The organism is bacterium (assembly GCA_008933615.1).
In the GTDB taxonomy this organism is placed as follows: domain Bacteria; phylum CLD3; class CLD3; order SB21; family SB21; genus SB21.
In genome coordinates, this window is the sequence record WBUR01000038.1 from 21,782 (window position 1) to 40,482 (window position 18,701).

The following is an 18,701-nucleotide window of genomic DNA, read 5'->3' on the forward strand; positions in this document are numbered from 1 at the left end:
GAAGGCAATTACTCACGTTAATACTTGTAAGCAATTTTCATTGAGGCGAAACCTCACCCTCACAGCGAATCGCCTCTAATTAATTTTGTAAAATTGTATAAAAAAGAAAACCCCGTAAGAAAAATCTTACGGGGTTTTTTGTAATCAATTATTCTTAAGGCTATTTGAGCATGATCATCTTGCGGGTCTGCGTGAATTTATCTTTACCGTCAGCTGAAACGGCCGTTAATCGATAAATGTAGATACCGCTGGCAACCGATTGATTGTATTTATTCAATCCGTTCCATACCGCTTGTTGGAACCCGGCATCCATACGGCGATCAACTAACGTCACGACTTCCTGCCCGAGAATATTATACACCTTCAGAGATACTTTTGCCGACACGGGTAATCTGAATTTGATTGTCGTTTCAGGATTAAACGGATTCGGCGCGTTGGGCTCTAAGGTAAATTTATTCGGTAATTCCACCGTGACGGTCACGTCATTGTGGTATGTAACGCTTCCATCAAAAGCAACGTCTGCCAGCCGGTAGAGATAGGTCTTACCTAATTCTACAGAATAATCAATCTCACTGTAATCCGTAGCCGAACTAGTTGAGCCTTGGCCTTCAACCGTCATAATGGATTGGAATGCTTGATTCTTACTGAGATCGGCTGAAACCTCTTTTCGTTCTATAAACCAGTAGGCATTGTCAAGTTCACTCTCTGTTCTCCACACGAGCCGCACTTTGTTTTCATACGGAACTGCTTTGAACTTGCCGCTTAATAAGACCGGCACACTATTGTCCGGACTTAGCGTTCCATAAGCATAATAGGTTCCTGTTCCGGAAGAATTTGTAAACAGAATGTTAGCATTACCGCCTGAATCACGCCCGGCAGGAGATATCGTTTGGTAACCGGCACCAACAAGTGTGGTCCAGTTTAAACTATCTGCTGAACGCATCACCCGGATGCTGTCCGGCTTACTTACACCTTCAATATCACCACCGATACCAACATTCGTTTTTATACTTATGCGTACTGTATCGGACGTAGCATTAAAAACCAACCCGCTATCAATTGAGATTCGATAAAAGCGAGCAGTCGATATGGCATTGATATCAGCGGGTTTAGATGAAACTGTCACGCCCCTGGGTATGATCTCGACCCGAACTCTTGTTCTTGAAGCAGCTGTTGAACCCGTAACTCTCACCGGTCGATAGAAACTTCCGTTTCCAACTTCGAAATTTCTTCCAACATTATTAGTCGAAGCCGGGAACGTGATAGCCATTTTGCCGTCAACATAGGACGTTGAATCGCCCCCTGATATCGGAGTAATGGCGCTATTCATTAATCGCATGATATTGTTTCCCATGCGAATGATTCCCTTAGTGAGGGTCAACGTACGAGTAAGTTGTAAGCTATCGTTAGTTCCGGTAACAACCACTTTCGCTCCGGCAGCCGTCCTATTAATTGAAAAATCTCTAAACGATCTGGCCACGGCGCCGCTGGCAAATCTTAGCGTATCGTTAACCGTTGTGCCGCTCATACTGAGATCAGTCGAGTCGGATGACGTGATCGTGCCGGTACCGCCCGGATAAGTTATATTTCCTCCTAAGACCCACCGATTTCCTCGTCCCAACGACAAATTATTTCCAGCATTAATTGTCAGTACATTCTGGACGGTATCCAATTGCTGAAATACCCCCGGCGTTCCGCTGTAAATAAACGAAACACCGGCACTGTTGTTGATAGTTAGATTGTAGAAACTGGCAGTGCCGCCCGCAGCAGTGGCTCTTGTAATTCGCTGCAAAGAGGAACCGTTAAATGTAACCGTGTTCGTACCCAGCGTGAGGAGGCTTCTTGTATTATGCACTAGATGGAGGTGCCCGCCAAGTGTAATATTATAATTGCTCAGACCGGTATACAGATTATTAAAATCGCCAATAGCCAAAGAATCTCTTACATTAATATTTCCTGCCAGAGTTCTTGTTCGTGTTGCTGCCGTCGCAAGAAACTGAAGTCGACCGTAATTGTATCCATTCAGCGCGCTGACAGTCGTTGTGCCATTAAAATCATATAGAGCTTTGCTCGTCGTATTAAGATCATATACATTATAACTAGCCGGGAAATTAGCTGCACCAGAAACACGCAAAACCGTTCCTGCCGCCATGGTCAGCGAATCTCCCACACCGCCGTTGTGGTTTGCTGTAAATGTGCCCATACTTACCTGGCCGCCTAAGATTCTCATCGTGCCGTTAACCGTGATATTCGCCCCGATCGTCTTTGTCGTGTTGTTTGCAAATACCACATCATTAAAAGTTGTCGTTTGCCCATTAGGTATCGTATAGTTCGATGAACCGGCAAAAATAACTGTTCCACTGTCTTTCGCAACAAAAGTTGTGTACGTTCCGGTTGGCAACACCGGTGTTGCCGATGTGTTATCAAGTATAATGGTACCAACTCCGGATACATTTCCAAAGTCATTGGTAGCTGTATTCTGAATAAGAACGGTTCCTGCTCCAGGTGTAGATCCTCCATACTGGTCAAACGTTACAGCCAAGACCGTTCGGCCCGACAGGCCAGTCGGAATTGTAACCGTTTTACTGTCTCCGATTACCACAGGGGTTTGGCCATTCGGTAGAAATAACGCAGTCGGACCTCCATAGCTCCCGGTGGCCCATGTGGTCAGGGTTTGCCAATTACCGTTGGCTCTGCTATAAAATACAGTCGGAGTACCATAAGCCGCATCCTCGCCTGCCGTGTACTCTGCCGCTATTACTGCTGAATCCGGATTAAAAATCGTGATGCTGTCGCCCGCAGTGCTAATACTGGATGTCGGCTTTGTCCATGTAAATGGAATAAAATAGCCGCCAATATAGCTGGCTTCGGTCCCTAAAGGAGTAATGCCGGAACCGTAAACATAATAATGTTGCGCAGCCGCATCAGCAGCAAGACCGGTCTTGGTAACTTTCCAATAATAAGGCAAAGCAATAGAACCATCAGCCAAGTTCGGATGCGCTGAATTCACCGGTATAACTGTTATGGTGCCCGCGGCCGGAGTTGTTCCCGCATTGGTAATTCGAATCGTTGCCGGAGTGTAATTGGCTCCCGTTCCTACAGGAAATCTGAAACCATGCGTGCTTGCCGGATAAGCTTTAGTCACACCCAAATCGCCCACCAGGCCGCCCGTTTGAATCATTCGCGTAGCACCAAAGGCTCCTTGAATGGCCGCAACATCCGTCTCATTTAGAACGAGTGAATTAGCTCCGATAGCCAAAACCCCGTTCGACAGTGTCAAAACGCTGTCAACGGTCAAGACACCTGAGGCTAATGTGATATTACCAAATGTATTATCCAGCGTTAGATTATTAAATATCGTCGATCCGGTTATACTTTGCGCTACAGTCGTACTTGCAAATGTCACGAGACGTTTATTGGTGATCGCATCAAATTTTCCTGCCGTCATCGTCCAATTACCTGCGACGGTCAAATCCGTGCTTGCGCCTAACATAACAGTATCGCTTGGCGACGAAGTATTATTGATAGTGACATTATTAAAAGTTGATGTTCCGGTAATGGTCTGTTTACCGGCATTACCGTCAAAAACAACCGTTGTTGTACCGGTGCCAACTCCAGTCGAGAATGTCCCGGAAGTACGTGTGAAATTCCCACCAATTAGGAAATCGCGGTTAGCTGCGCCGCCGCCATTCGCAGTACGGAATGTCCCGCCAATATTCAATGTAAAATTATTACGAATGTCAATTCGGTCATCTAATGATACATTGCCCGTAAATCCAGCGCATGGGCCAACTGTCAGGTTGTACATCCTGACGGTGTCAACTGCTCCTGCGGCGCTCATCAAATAATTATTGGCCGTTACCAAGCTCGGATCAAGAAGGTGAATCGTGCCTCCACTGATCCTTTGAACAGCCAATGCCCCAATATCAATAATAGCCTGATTATTAACAGCTCTTCGCAAAGCAAGGACCCCGCCTGACATCTGAAAAACGCTCGCCGCATTACTTGCGACTTGAAATGTCGCGCCCGCAGCAACGGTAGTGTATCGCCCAACAATAACAGAATCACCGGACTGAATGTAAGAGAATATAGTTCCTGTTGCAGGCCTTAAGGCTCCGGATACACGCAGAACTCCCGTCCCGATCACTTCAACGCCCGCAGCGGTGGAATCATAAAAGATAGAACTCGATATGGAAGTGCTCGTTCCGATGTTTAACGACCCTGCAGATATCTTTAATTGGCCTTTAAGATTTAAATTATCACCGGTTCCGCTTAGCTGTGCTGACCCGCCTGCAATCCATAATCTTGTTCCGCCCAGAATCGGGAAATCTCCGCCACCGGTACTAAGGTCAAGAATCGGGCTTGTACCCTGGCTCGTTAGTTTAAATGTGCCTCTTAACAGACGCAGTGGTTTGTCTGTGCCGCCGGCAGAGCCAGAAATGGTAAACCTATTGATATTAACGTCCAATATGTTGGATGTGTCGGCTGAAACGCCAGTGCCTTTATTAACGATAAGAGTTTCAAAATCGGTTGTGTCGGCTGTCGTGCCTGAAATAGATGCGCTTGAGTTTCCAGTAAACGTAACATTTGCAAACCTGCCGCCAGCGACACTCATATCAAATATCCCATTATTAACGAGATTACCACTGACTGTCACGCCGTTTGCAACAACGGTCCCCGCAGCAGTCACCACAAACTTGGCGCCGGAATTAATCGTAACATTGCCGCCTACTGTAACTCCACGCGCATTGCCGTTTTGAAATCGCAAAACATCTCCAGATCCTTCTAATAATAGATTACCTGAAACTGAAAAACTACCATTCACTCCGGCGGAAGATAAAAGAACGGTAGTACCGCCGGTAATTGTAATGTTTCCTGATGGTATTACGTTTACATTTGGACCAGTCTTAACACCACCTCCCGAAAAAACAAGGTTCCTGTAAATACTAATAAGACCTGAAATCGTGTAAGATCCAGCTCCCCCATATTCCACAGTCCCGCCCGAAGAACCCAAAAACGACGTATAAGTCCCACTTGGAAAATTCCCGCTTTCTAAAGTAATCTTCCCATTCCCGGTCACGGTTCCGAAGTTGTTTCCTGTGGTTGCTAATACATTGACCACGCCGGAGTCAACCAAACTTGCACAACGTGTGTTACTATTGTCTACAGTTATTGAGTCGCCGGCTCGAATTTTGACCGGACTATTCGGTCCTGGAGCCGAAGTTGCAGCAGCGCCGCCATATCCCAAATTTGACCAAGTGGTGACTATCTCCCAGTGATCGCTTTGTCTGCTATAGTAAACCGTAACCAAACCAAAAGCGTCCGGTGCTCCTGAAATACTCGTTTGTCCCATGGTATAATTACCGTCAATTGCGTTGAGAAAAGTTCCATTGCCATTGAACGTAATTGTGTGTCCGGCCAATGAAACATTCGCTTGCGCCTCCGTAAACCAGGACGTCTCGGAAGCTACATATCTTCCCGGAACAAAATTTCTGAACGCATACGTCCCTGAATAAGTTGCCTCCAGCGTGTCTACATTTACCCAAGTATATGTATGAGTAGTTTGCGGGTTTAAGAATCCCGTGCTGGATACATTCCAAAAATAAACTAAGGCTGGAGCATAGGTGGGGGTATTTGTTTTTGTCGCCACAGTATCATCAACCGCTCTTATTGTAATAGCGCCGGCTAAACCTGTGGATGAAACATTTATAGCGGCCGGTGTATATTTACCTACTACGCCTATGGGCCAGGTGAAACTTGATGTGCCGGTGTAATATCTTGTCACGCCGCCTGCACCTAGAGATCCTGAAACCTGGATCATTTTTGATGTTCCGGGGGACGACACGGAAACTACGCCATTCGAACCCGATGTGTTTGATCCGAGTTCAAGCGCTTTGTCTCCTACAACCAATTTACCCGCGCTTAATACCAGCGTGTCTAACCGAAGAGAGTCTCCAAGCATTTCTAAGCTGTCGGCTGAATTTATCAATAGCGCATTGATGATACCGCGCCCATTTCCGTAGATATTTGCAGATGAGCCATTTAAGATGATACGTCCGGTTCCTACCTTATGACCTGAAAAAGACGCATTCTTGCTGGCAGTGATGTTCGTTCCGTTTGTATTTAAAAAACTTCCTTCGTTGATCATAATACTGTCGCCCAGTGTAAACGTCGTATGTAAGGTCAACGTGTCGTCGTAATTAAGATTGACTCTGAGCGACTTGGCTCCTGAACCGCTCCACTCCGCAGCCTGCGTCGTTTTAGTAACGCCTGCATATTCGATTAAATAGGCGTTGGTCCCTACGTTGGTACTTACTGTTAATATACCTGACGCATCGTCTCCATTTCGTACAATGCGTGAGCCGGTGGCCATAGTCAGCAAGTTCGTTGCCGCAAGTGTACCGCCGTTTAACTGCAGAGTTCCTCTTACAATATTGCTGGCTCCCTGCAAAGTTTTAGTTGTTCCTGAACCGGAAATAGTCAGATTGCCCCATCCGGTTGCCGCCGGGCAATTAACAAAGGCAGTACCGGTTGCTCCGTCATATTCTACCGTGCTGGCAATATCCAGCGTGTATGCACCGGCGCCTCCAAACGTTCCCGGGAAGTTATTCGCACCATTGGTGTTGCTGATTTTCAATACGCCTGTCGGGCCGATGTTAAAAGTGCCGGCGCCATCCCCAACGATAATATTAGTACCTATTCTGAGTTCACCTGCAGCTACATCGAAGCCGTCGTTAAAAGTGTAGGTCACTCCGGCGCCGTTTAGAACAACAAAACGATTAGATCCGGATGGATTGTTCACTTTAAAGGTTCCGTAGCTGTGTGAATTATTCAATGACATATCAAAACCTTCACTTGAACCCGTTCTGTTTTCAATTCCGTCTCCAAATTGAAGAGTACTGCCGGTGAGGTCCAACGGAGTGTTTGGCGTTGTAGAGCCGCTCAGTCGCGCTGCTGCAGATGGATCTCCCAAGAGCGTGAAGTTTATTGTAACGCCTGTACCTGTAACACCTTTTGGGTTTTTGAAAGTGATCGTGCCGCCGGTGATATTTACAATACCTCGCTGGAAATATAATAATGTTTGTTGGGCTAGAATTGCCGAGGTATCCGAGGGATTCAGATAGATATTACCGCCCGTCATGTGGAATCGGGCATTGGCATCGGCAACTGTCATTCGCCCGTTAATATTGAGCGTGCCGCCGGTAATATGAAGCGAGTCAAAAGCCGTCGTTGTACCAAGCGCTGGGTTATTGTCGTTGTTTCCCATATTAAAAGTAGCATTACCGTCGCCTAATGTAAATGCTCCGCCAGACAACTTGAAAATGGTCGGCGCCGTGGCGTTAGCGGGCCAAGTCACATTACCGGCGCTGTTGGCAAGAAGACCTACGCGGAAAGTTCCGTCCGACTGATAGAACTGTGCGCCGCTTCCAATCGTCAATGACCCTCCGATCAGAAAATCCGACGTCGCTCCGGAAATATAACCGATCGCATTAAAAGTCAGATTGCCTGAGGTTGTAGAACCAACCGAGACTGATGCGCCATTTTGAATACGCATTGTATCATCGACAACGCCGGCAGTGCCGATAGTCATGTTTAGTCCCGTAGGCGTCAAAACAACGGTCGCGTTGTCAACGGTCCATGATCCGGTAATTTCATTTGCAGAAGAACCGGGACCTCCACCGTATCCGGTACGAATCGTGGCTCCGTTTTCGATAATAAAATCTGCGTCGGAATTATTATTGTTGTCAAAATTATCCGCAATATTAAAAACCGTCGTGGCTCCGGAAACGTGGAAGAGGGTGTGATCACCGACAAGATTATTCCAACGGATTCGACCTTCACCCGAGACAGGATTACCGAAATCGATATTTCCCCCGAGAAAATGAAATTCGCAATCACCCGCATCTATACGAATACAGCGCGAGTTGTCGGCAATAACATTCGGAAAAACGGTGAATGTGCCCGCGTTCATGGTCAGAGTGTCTCTCGGTCCATTGACTTCCAACGCAATGCGCGCCGTTGCAGAAGATTCATTTCCGCCAATACTTACGGTGCCGTTGTTAATGGTGATATTCACATCGGCGTTAATAATCCAAGATGATCCGACGTATCCGCTATTGGTCAGTAACTGAAAAACAGATGTGCTTCCGTCAATAAAAAATCGAGATAGAGGGTTCATTGTAATTAAACCGCCCGCAGTTCCATCGCCAACTTCGACGCGTCCGCCTGTTGTAATGACCAAACGGCCATTAGTAGCGCCAATGGTAAGATTTTGTGCATACAACGTGTCCCCGCTGACCGTCACGGAATCGTTGGCTGTTAACGTACCGCCAACAACGCTGAATTTACCTTGTTTGATATGTAATCTTCCATTAACCGTTTGCGCTCCCGCCGTCGTAGCAGTATACAGCGCATCTACATCTTGTTCGTACGTTCCTAATGTGAATGTCGACAATCCGCCGCCGACGGATGTCGTATAGTTTACTGATTGATTTATGATACGAACAGCCTGGCTGGATTTATTATAGGTAATTGCGCGTGTATCCCAAGTTCCACTGCCAGTGATCGTCGAATTACTTGCGCCTGTGAACTGCAAATTCACAAAACGATTAACCGTTGTTACCTGTTCGAGATCGATAACGCCGGCGTTGGACAAATCGCCTTGAACAATCATCGTGTGGGTACGTGACGTTGGGGTTCCTGGTTCAGATGTCTGTATAGTTCCATTAGCGTTGACAGTCACATTACTTGAAAATGTTATGGTACGATTTCCTCCAACAGCCGCTGAAGCGGGAAAATTCAAAGTACCGGCGGTTCCTCCGCCGACCGTCAGCGCGCCAAGTGGGTTTAATAAAGTAAAATTAAAATCGAGCGTGACCGTAAAGCCTCCGTTAATAACCACTATGTCGGCTCCGTCCACACTTCCTGCAGTTTGGCCAGGATAGACCGACGTACCGGGATTATCACCGTCTCGAACCACCGTCCAAGTTCCGCCGACATTCCAGTTTGCTGTAGCGGCTGATGTAAAAACGTCCTGAGCAAAAGTAGGGAGGTTATTAAAAAAAAGACCTGCAAGAAAAAACAGAACTGTAACCTTTTTCATTTGAAAGTTCCTTCTGTTATTGGAATTTATTTTTTTCATATTTTTTTCGTGTTTGAATTTTTATGTGTTTGAACGCAAAATCGTATCCTCTCCGTGGCCGGTAACGATTTTATGTTGTGTTTCTAAGACCTAAATGTAATTACCAAAAAATGGGATAAATTGGTTTAATCGCCATTAAAATAATACTTTAGCCCCATGAAGTCAACAAAATTTATTAAGTAATTCAAAATGTTATACTTCACTGTTCTTAGGTTAATTTTACCCTAAAATGACAAAACGGTCAGTATTTCTGTGAGTATTTTTTGGAACAACGGTATATTCGGCAGATGCCCTATTTGCGGGCTTTCAGGAGCAACATAGGCATGTCTACCTGGTGGCGCACTTTGTCGGCCGTGCTACCGTAAATAATATCGCCGAGAAATCTATGGCCGTGGGTTGCCATCGCTATCAGATCAACTTTTATTTCTTTGGCAATTTTAATGATCTCCTCGGCCGGATCGCCCATAGCGAGAACATAACTTGCTTCAAATCCTTCTTTCAAAAGTTCCTGTACACGGCTTTCGAGATAAACACGATCCGTCTTCATCTCTACGCTTTCCTGCAGATCAAGCTGGTCGTAATTTCGCGCCGCCCAGCCGTCCGCCACATGAAGAAGCGTTATTTTCGAATGCGTTAGTTTGCCCAGTGACCGGATATGATCCAGTATGGTGCTATCGGTCTCTTTATTTTCCAAAGGGATTAGAATGTTTGCATGAGTTACTCGGTTAATTGATTATTCAAATTATCCAAAACTAAAATCACCATTCTCAAAAAACAACAATTTCCAATGACCCGAATACGAAATCTCAAATAGAACCTCGGTTATTGGAGTGTTTGCATTTATTTGAAATTTGTTTTTTGTGATTTGGAGCTTCTTAAAAATTACTTGTTAAGATATTATACGATTTTTTTTCAACTCAACCAATCTATAAATGTTTGAACCAACAACCACACATTGAGCGCAGCGATGATCACCGCAACAATCCAAGCTAAAATTTTGATCCACAATGAATTGACGAAATCGCCCATTTTTAATTTGTCGCCGGTAAACATCACGAGTGGAATACCGCGAAACTCAATTGCAGACTTAAGATCACCTGGCTCAAGATCAGAAGCTGCGTCGTGCCGTGTTCGCCGGATATGGCGGTTACTATAACGGCGGGAATGATCGCGATCAGGCGTGTAATAAGCCTACGCAGCCACGGGCGCATCCGGATATTTAAAAATCCTTCCATGACTATCTGCCCGGCCAGCGTACCGGTTAGTGTGGAGTTCTGGCCGGATGCCAATAAAGCAAGCGCAAACAGCGTGCTCGCGCCGGTGACTCCTAAGAGCGGACTAAGCAATTGATACGCCTCCTGAATTTCCGCTACTTCATTATAACCCTGTCTGTAAAAAGTCGCCGCGGAGACAATGAGAATTGCCGCATTGATAAATAAAGCAAACATTAAGGCAAACGTCGAGTCGATTGTGGCGAACTTGATCGCTTCCCGTTTTCCAGCAGTGTTGAGTTCATACTTCCGCGTTTGAACGATCGAGGAATGCAGATATAAATTATGCGGCATGACCGTCGCGCCAAGTATGCCCATCGCGATATACAACATATCAGGATCCGAGATGATCTGCGTAGTCGGAATAAATCCCATCATGATGCCGGCGAATTCAGGTTTTGAAAACAAAATTTCCAATCCGAAACATGTTCCGATCGTTGGTATCAAAGCGATGACCAGAGCTTCGATATATCGAAACCCTTTATTTTGCAGAAACAATATCAGCAATACGTCCAGTGCGGTTATGCACACGCCCCAAATCAGCGGAATGCCGAATAACAAATTTAAAGCGATCGCCGAACCGATCACCTCGGCAAGGTCGCACGCGGCAATAGCCACTTCGCACAATACCCACAAACCAAACGACACGGGCTTGCTGTAGTGATCACGGCAAGCCTGCGCCAGATCACGCCCTGTTACGATGCCTAACTTTAGGGAAAGCGACTGAAGCAAAATCGGCATCAAATTGGAAATCATAATGACGGATAAGAGTGTGTAATTGTATTTCGAACCCGCGGCAAGATCCGTCGCCCAGAATGCCGAACAGAACGATACGCAATTTTTGGTCTTAATTTAAGATTGAGCAAGATGGGACTAAATCCTGGCAAAATCGCGCCTATTTAGCAGAATATACATATACTTAAAAATCTCAATTTTTATCAAAAAAAGCTTGCTTTCGTACCAAGGAAAGGATATTATACTTAATAATCGAATTTAAGATACATGCTGTCGCTTTATTACTAACTAATCACAAGTCAGTTGGTGCGGTTAGCTATCACCATTTGGAGTAAAGGGATCATGAGAGATTGTAACAGTGAACCTGTTTATCCTAAGAATCGAAATGTGTCCTGTGCAAAAAGCGGCCGGAACAGATCGAAAGTATTGTTGTATGTTTCGCTGTTTGGATTTGTGTGTTTATCAGCTATACAACTGAACGCTCAAACGTGGTATTCTCAAGGGACCGCCAGTTTTGGTACATTATCCAATTGGAATAACATTGCAGGTGGCGGTGGTGGTAATCCAATAGCATCCGATCTAACCGATGGCAACAGCACATTTATTATTCAGAATACCCATGCCGTTAATATCGATCAAGATATTACTGTTGACAGTCTAACTATCAATTCAGGTGGAATTCTCACCAACGACGGGTTTAACGTTTCCCTCAACAGTCACTTCACTAATAATTCGTCTGCCAGCGGAGACGTCGATATCTCTGGTGGAATAGTAACATTTCAAGGGGGTAGTGCCCAAAAAATAGAGGGCACTCAAAAAACAATATTCAGTGAGCTCACGGTAAGTAATACAGGCGGGTTGACGGCCAATACATCGGCTGACATCGATTTGACCATTTTGACTATTACAACGGGAGGTTTTACTTCGGGTTCAGGTAATATCAATATCAATAACTCAGTAACGCACGGAATGATTGTCATTGATATTACTGCTGCAACTGATTTTTCGAGTGGTACGTTAGAGTTTGTCGGTAACCGGCGAGCTGTTGTACGGTCTGACCGCAATGTAACATACAATAACATCACGATCAACAGTACCGCGGCGACATCCGCCGGGAATGGTGCCGTTGATTTTCGTAGCAATAATGGTACTACGCGAACATTCACCGTCAATGGTACATTGGCACGCACATCGGGTGAACCCACTTTTGGAAGCAGTTTAACCCAACCCGTTTTATTGGATTACGGTTCTTCAGGCAAACTCTTGTATAACAACGGCGGTGCAGCAATGACTATTTCCAATGAATGGCCGACCTCCTCAACCGAGGCGCCCAGCCAGGTACGGTTTGCGCCTTCAATTAGCTGCACTTATACGATCAATTCGGCAAAACCAATTCCTGATGGCGGTACACTGATCGTTGACGGTTCAACAGCTAATCCGTCTTTAAGCGCGGGAACAGGAAGCATCACATATGGATCCGGAGCAGGGCTTGTATTTAATGGCACCGTAGCACATACTGTAGCATACGAATGGACAACCACGTCCAGCATTGACAGCCTTTACATGAATAATTCCGCCGGAGTAACTATTACTTCAGGGCGTCGTTTTGTAAATAAAGTGCTCACTCTCAATTCAGGCGAAATCAAGCACCCTTCTGCTGGTAACGATACACTCTATCTTGGCGGCAATCTTGTCGGAGGACTCAGCGGCGGCGGCGCCTACGATACCACGGCATTGAATGGAATTTTGGCCTTCATCGGCTCACAAAACCAAACCATCACTGGATCTTCGACCATTAATTCAATTTATGTTAACAAACCTTTTGGAACTGCCCAGAACGATTCAACAGTTACGTTAGGCGCTTCTGCAGTGACCGTCAAACGCAGGCTGGTCATTGAACGGGGGCGTTTCCTTAATAGTTCCGGTACTCTTACTATTTCAGATCTCAGCGGCAGCAAAATTGTCATTAACAATTCCAGTATCTTCGAGTTGGCAACTGGCGCTAATAACCTTACATTACCCGCGGTTGATGCAAATAGTACGTCAAGCATCATTACCGGCGGTAAGACTTTTTTTGGACACACCGCTTCTCAACCGATATTTACGCTTGCAACGGGAAGTACTTTTCAGTTCAATGGTTCCACTGGTGAAACCGTGCCATCCACTATACCCACATATGGCAAACTCAAGATATCAAATCCAGGGAACGTCACTCTGAGTGCACAAAATGTGATCGTCGACTCTGTGATTTTTACTTCAGGCCTTCTCGTCCAAGAAGGGAACGGCTCTTTGACCGTTCTCAGCGGTTTCAGGGGCGAGAGTTCAACTTTATTTGTGGCTGGTGCAGTTCGCTTTGTTGTGGTGGATAATAGTACCTATAGATTTCCAACAGGTGTGCAAACTGGAACTAAGTACCGGTTAGCCACATTCCGGTATCAGGATTTTACAGGCGGCGCCAACGATACGATCGAAGCGAAATATTTTAACTCCAATCCAGGTGGTAATGTACCTCCTGGCGTTTCATCCATTTCTACGACAGCATACTACACACTCCGACGGGTAGGAGGCACAGCTCCAAGTAGTGTGACTTACGATTTTACGGCTCGTTATACGGACGCCGGATTTAATCCGGAAAGCCGTAACCGTCTGCTTTTGCAAAATGCAGCTTTGACAACTAATCCCAGTTATTTGCTGCTAACCGGAGAAACGCGCGATGAAACTGTAGATAGTATAAGAGTTGCAGGCATTACCGCATTTCCAACTAATAACCAAATAATCACATTTGGTTCAGGTGGTGCAACAGTAAAGTGGGACGCGGGAGCAGGGGATGGACAGTGGACGAGCCAGCTAAACTGGGATGGAGATGTGTTGCCTGGCTCCATTGATGATGTAGTTCTTGATAATTCGATAGTAGCGGGATCATACACTGCAACCTTGTCCGGATCAACGGCACAAACCATTCAGTCGTTAGTTATTGGGGACGGTGCGGGAAATACCGTAGCGCTTTCCATTACAAATACAAATGCAACGCCAATCACCATCACGGCTCTGTCCGGTGGATCCACTGATTCGTTGTCCGTCTTGAGCGACGGTACATTGACGATAAATGGAACTACAGGCGGAATCAGTATGTTAAATAATGCGGGTTTCAATTTCGCAAACGGAGCAACGCTTAATATCACTACTGGTTCGGGCTTAGCAACTACAGGCGAACGGACTTTTGGAGCAACAAGTACAACAAACGTTGCAAGTTCAAGTTCCGGAGCCCTTGACCCAGCCACTTACGGCATCCTCAACGTGACGAATTCCAGCGGAACCATCAGTACCAGCGGAAATGTATCTTCTCAAAATTTCACTAAATCTGGCGTTGGTAGCCTTACGATTACAGGTGATCTGACAATCACCGGTACTTTGTCCAAATCGGGTTCGGGGACATTAACCATAAGCGGCGGAAATTGCAATACGACAGCATCGGCAACGGTTAGCGGTGGAATCCTCACGGTAGATGGAAGCAGCGGTCGAATTAATGTCGGCACTACAACAAATACCACAGGCGGCACATTGACCATTGCAGCAACGGCAACAGGCAACTCCACATTCAGCGGCGCATTCACTAATGGTGGCACCCTGAATGTGAGCGGTTCCGGCACAACTACGTTTTCTAATACTCTGACAAATACCGGAACCATATCAATGAATACGGGTGCTGGTCTGGTTACCTTTACAGGCAACTATTCTGGCAGCGGGACAGTTTCAGCTACGGGGGCAACTCCTGACGTTACTTTCAGTGGCGATTTCAGTCCTGGCGGCAACGCAACATTTGGTTCGCAGACTCTGATATTCCAAAGCGATGTGACTGTAACTGGCGGTGCTCTAACCCTATCATCCAATTCCTCATTTACCGGAAATTCAAAAGATTTTGAAACCAACGGCGGATCGGTTGTTACATCTAGCGGAACGTTATCTTTTCAAACAGGAACCGGTCAAACCATCACTGGCGCTGTCACATTTCCTTCTCTGACGATTAATAATTCAAACGGCGTTACAATAGGCAACGGGAGCTTGCCGACGGTAACGGGAACCCTAACGCTGACAGACGGATTAATTAATTTTGCAAATGGCGCAGATTATCTCACTCTAAACAGCGCCTCTTCCGTATCTAGCGGATCATCGTCATCTTACGTTAACGGCAAAGTCCGTAAGGTCTATGCTACGGGTTCAAATGTCTCGGGTGTATTTCCGGTGGGAAAACCAAGCGGCCGTTACCAGCCAGTTACTATAGCGGTAGGTACAGTTACAGGCGCCGGCCAGCACATCACGGTTGAGCAGATCGAAACGAATATTGTTCCGCCTCTTACATCCACATCCGGAATTCTTGACGGAACTTTAGCCGTAGTTTCTCAGATTCGTCATTGGAACGTAACTTACTTTGATAACAGCGGCAGTATGACCAATCCTACGATTCGTTTGTCATGGGATAATAACGGAGCCGGCGGTATCGCAGACGGTGTTGCCAGCAGACCCGGCGGCGGTACATCCAGTTCAACAGATGTTGTCATAGCCCAGCGCATAAACGGAACCGGTCTTTGGACGAGCCGCGGTCAAACCGCATTTACGGGTTCCTACGTGGATGGACCCAACAGCAATACAGGAACTGTGACGAGCAGCACGTCGTTTACGTTAACGAACGGGAACACAGATTTTCTAACCTTTGGCGGATTGAATACAGACGTCTCGCTGCCGGTCGAATTGACTTTGTTCGAAGCAGCGGAATTAGAAAATGTAGGACATGTAAAACTCGTCTGGAGAACGGAATCAGAAATTGAAAATGCATATTGGTTTGTACAAAAGAAAACGCTTAATACCGAATTCGTGACTATCGCAACGATTGACGGACAAGGATCGAAGGCTTCCTCGACGGATTACCAATACGTGGATACCGATGTTAAGCCGGGCGACAGTGTCAGTTATCGATTGGCCGATATTGCATACAATGGCGATATTACGTTTCACTGGGAAAAATCTTTGAGATTAAAAGTACCTGAACGGTTTGAACTTCTGGCGAATTATCCTAATCCTTTTAATCCTTCGACTACGATTTCGTATAAGTTACCCAAACAAAGCCGGGTGCAACTGACGATTTATAATGTTCTTGGTCAAAAGGTTCGGGAACTGGTTCGTGGCGAGCTACAAGGCGCAGGAGTTCAGAAAGTATTATGGGACAGCCGTAATGACGCCGGATCAACCGTTTCCACCGGTATTTACATTTATCGTCTGCAAATCGGAAATTTTAACACGTCGAGAAAAATGATTTTGATGAAATAATTCTAGAAGAAATTCAATCAATGAAACGGATAACCGAAATGTCGGTTATCCGTTTTTTATTTCATTCATCACAAGATTATAAAGAATAAAATTCAGGACGGCGGTCGTTTTGCAGATCGTTCAGAGCGGTTATATTTTTATTCAAGGCGGTATCAGGATCTATTTCCGTTATGAATAACATTTCCCTTTGAGACGGCGCTTTGTGAATGACTACACCTTTTGGAGCCGTGATCTGGCTTTGGCCGGTAAACTTCAATTCACCGTGAGTACGTTTATCTGACCCGAAACGGTTTGCTGTCACCGAATAAACCATATTTTCTATACAACGCGTACGCATCGCATCCTGACAATAGTTCATCACCAGATTAGACGGATGACAAATCACCTGCGCGCCTTGCAGAACCAGCGTGCGCATGACTTCCGGGAAAATCCAATCGAAACAGACCATCATTCCAATTTTTACGCCGCGCACCGTTTGAACCTGCAGAGTAGTATCTCCCGGATCAAACCAGTTCTTTTCCTCATTGAATAAATGTAGTTTTCGATATGTGTGCATAAGTCCTTCCGGCCCGATGAGTAAAGCGCTATTAAAACATTTATCCGCTTTTCTTTCAGCAAACCCCGTGACTATATGATAATTTCGTTCTTTACACAATGCCCTTAACGCTTCGACAATAGTTGATCCCGACGGATCTTCTGAGAGCTTCATGGTCTCTTCTCTATCGCGAAAATAATAACCTGTAAATGGTAGTTCCGGTAAAACGATCAAGTCGGCCGTTGCCTCATGAAGCGCATTAATTACTTTAACCAAATTTTTCTTTATTTGGCCAAAACCCGGCCGAAATTGATAATATCCAATTCGCATTTTACACTCTCCAATACAACATCATTTAATTACATCGGAATAAATATACGACAAAAATGTCCCCTTTTTCAAATTTATCCTGCAAAAAACAAGTGCATGTTTATAAAAAATGTATTATGTTGGCGGCGTAAGTGTTAAAAAACAACATACTCAATCTCATATAGTAAGGAATAGAACTTGAACAACCTGGACAAAGTCTTCAAACCCCGCTCCATTGCGATCATTGGAGCATCGAGAAGGAAGCAAACCATCGGACGTGAAATCATTCATAATTTGATCGAATATGAATTTACAGGGGCCATTTATCCCGTTAACCCAAACGCCGACTCCATTCACAGCGTTAAATGTTACCCTTCAGTGAAAGAAATCCCTGGCGAGATTGATCTGGCCATCATCACCGTGCCAAAACAACTTGTTCTAGGTGTCGTGGATGAATGCGGAGAAAAAGGAATTAAAGGGCTAATCGTCATCACTGCTGGCTTTAGGGAAGTTGGAGCCGAAGGCGCCGCTCTGGAACAAAAATTGGTTGATAAAATCAAGCAGTACGGCATGCGTATGGTCGGCCCCAATTGTATGGGCATTATCAATAACGATGAGCAGGTACAAATGAACGCCACGTTTGCCCCGACCCGATTAAGTAAAGGCCAGATCGCTTTTATTTCTCAGAGCGGCGCATTGGGCGTTGCGATTCTTGAGAATGCCGCCGCACTTCAGCTTGGGATCTCGTGTTTCGCCAGCATAGGCAATAAACCTAATATATCGGGAAATGATCTTTTAGAATACTGGAAGAACGAATCAAACACCAAATTGATTCTTATGTATCTGGAGAGCTTCGGTAATCCGAAGAAGTTCATAGAGATCGCGCGTGGCATCACCCGATTCAAACCTATCATTGCCGTGAAATCGGGAAGAACTGTAGCAGGCGCACGCGCGGCATCGTCGCATACAGGAGCCTTAGCCGGAGCGGATATCATAGTTGACGAGATGTTCCGTCAAGCCGGCGTGATCCGGGTTCCCTCGATTGAACAGTTATTCGACCTTGCGATGGCTTTTGATAAGCAGCCTTTGCCGCACGGCGACCGCGTCGCGATATTATCCAATGCAGGCGGGCCGGCTATCATGGCAACCGATGCATTGATCAGTAACGGATTGACCTTAGCGGAATTATCTCAAAAAACAAAAGACGATCTGCGTCAGATACTCTCGCCCGATGCAAGCGTCACCAATCCGATCGACACGACGGCAGGGGGAAACGCCGTTATCTACGGAAAGGCGCTTCAAATCCTACTGGCCGATCCCAATGTCGATTCCATGATGGCCATTTTCGTTCCGCCTATGACGGAATTTGCGCGAGAAGTAGCTC

5 protein-coding genes and 1 pseudogene are annotated in these 18,701 nt (G+C 45.8%); 2 read left to right on the forward strand and 4 right to left on the reverse strand.

The window, feature by feature from the left end; all coding sequences use genetic code 11:
- Positions 1-160: 160 nt before the first annotated feature.
- The 3 genes and pseudogenes from F9K33_13335 to F9K33_13345 all read right to left on the reverse strand — a co-directional run bounded on the left by F9K33_13335 (position 161) and on the right by F9K33_13345 (position 11,265).
- Entirely contained in the window at positions 161-9,103 is an 8,943-nt protein-coding gene (locus F9K33_13335; protein KAB2878415.1) for a T9SS type A sorting domain-containing protein, read from the reverse strand.
- A gap of 331 nt (positions 9,104-9,434) precedes the next feature.
- Positions 9,435-9,872, reverse strand: a complete 438-nt coding sequence (locus F9K33_13340) for a universal stress protein (GenBank protein ID KAB2878416.1) — start codon at positions 9,870-9,872, stop codon at positions 9,435-9,437.
- A 182-nt stretch (positions 9,873-10,054) separates the two neighbouring features.
- Positions 10,055-11,265, reverse strand: a pseudogene (locus F9K33_13345) (divalent metal cation transporter).
- A gap of 225 nt (positions 11,266-11,490) precedes the next feature.
- On the opposite strand from F9K33_13345, the gene F9K33_13350 reads away from it, so the two are divergent.
- Positions 11,491-16,473, forward strand: coding sequence for a T9SS type A sorting domain-containing protein (locus F9K33_13350; GenBank protein ID KAB2878417.1), 4,983 nt, complete (start codon positions 11,491-11,493; stop codon positions 16,471-16,473).
- Positions 16,474-16,549: 76 nt separating this feature from the next.
- On the opposite strand, the gene F9K33_13355 is transcribed toward F9K33_13350, so the two are convergent.
- Complete coding sequence (locus tag F9K33_13355; GenBank protein KAB2878418.1) at positions 16,550-17,338, reverse strand: hypothetical protein; 789 nt, start codon at positions 17,336-17,338, stop codon at positions 16,550-16,552.
- A 177-nt stretch (positions 17,339-17,515) separates the two neighbouring features.
- Between F9K33_13355 and F9K33_13360 the strand changes: the two genes are divergently transcribed.
- On the forward strand, positions 17,516-18,701 hold a 1,186-nt coding region (locus F9K33_13360; GenBank protein ID KAB2878419.1), incomplete at its 3' end, for a GNAT family N-acetyltransferase.

Bases quoted from the DNA above. Each gene is read 5' to 3' on its own strand.
- F9K33_13335 (KAB2878415.1), bottom strand. From the start codon at position 9,103: ATGAAAAAGGTTACAGTTCTGTTTTTTCTTGCAGGTCTTTTTTTTAAT.
- F9K33_13350 (KAB2878417.1), top strand. From the start codon at position 11,491: ATGAGAGATTGTAACAGTGAACCTGTTTATCCTAAGAATCGAAATGTG.
- F9K33_13355 (KAB2878418.1), bottom strand. From the start codon at position 17,338: ATGCGAATTGGATATTATCAATTTCGGCCGGGTTTTGGCCAAATAAAG.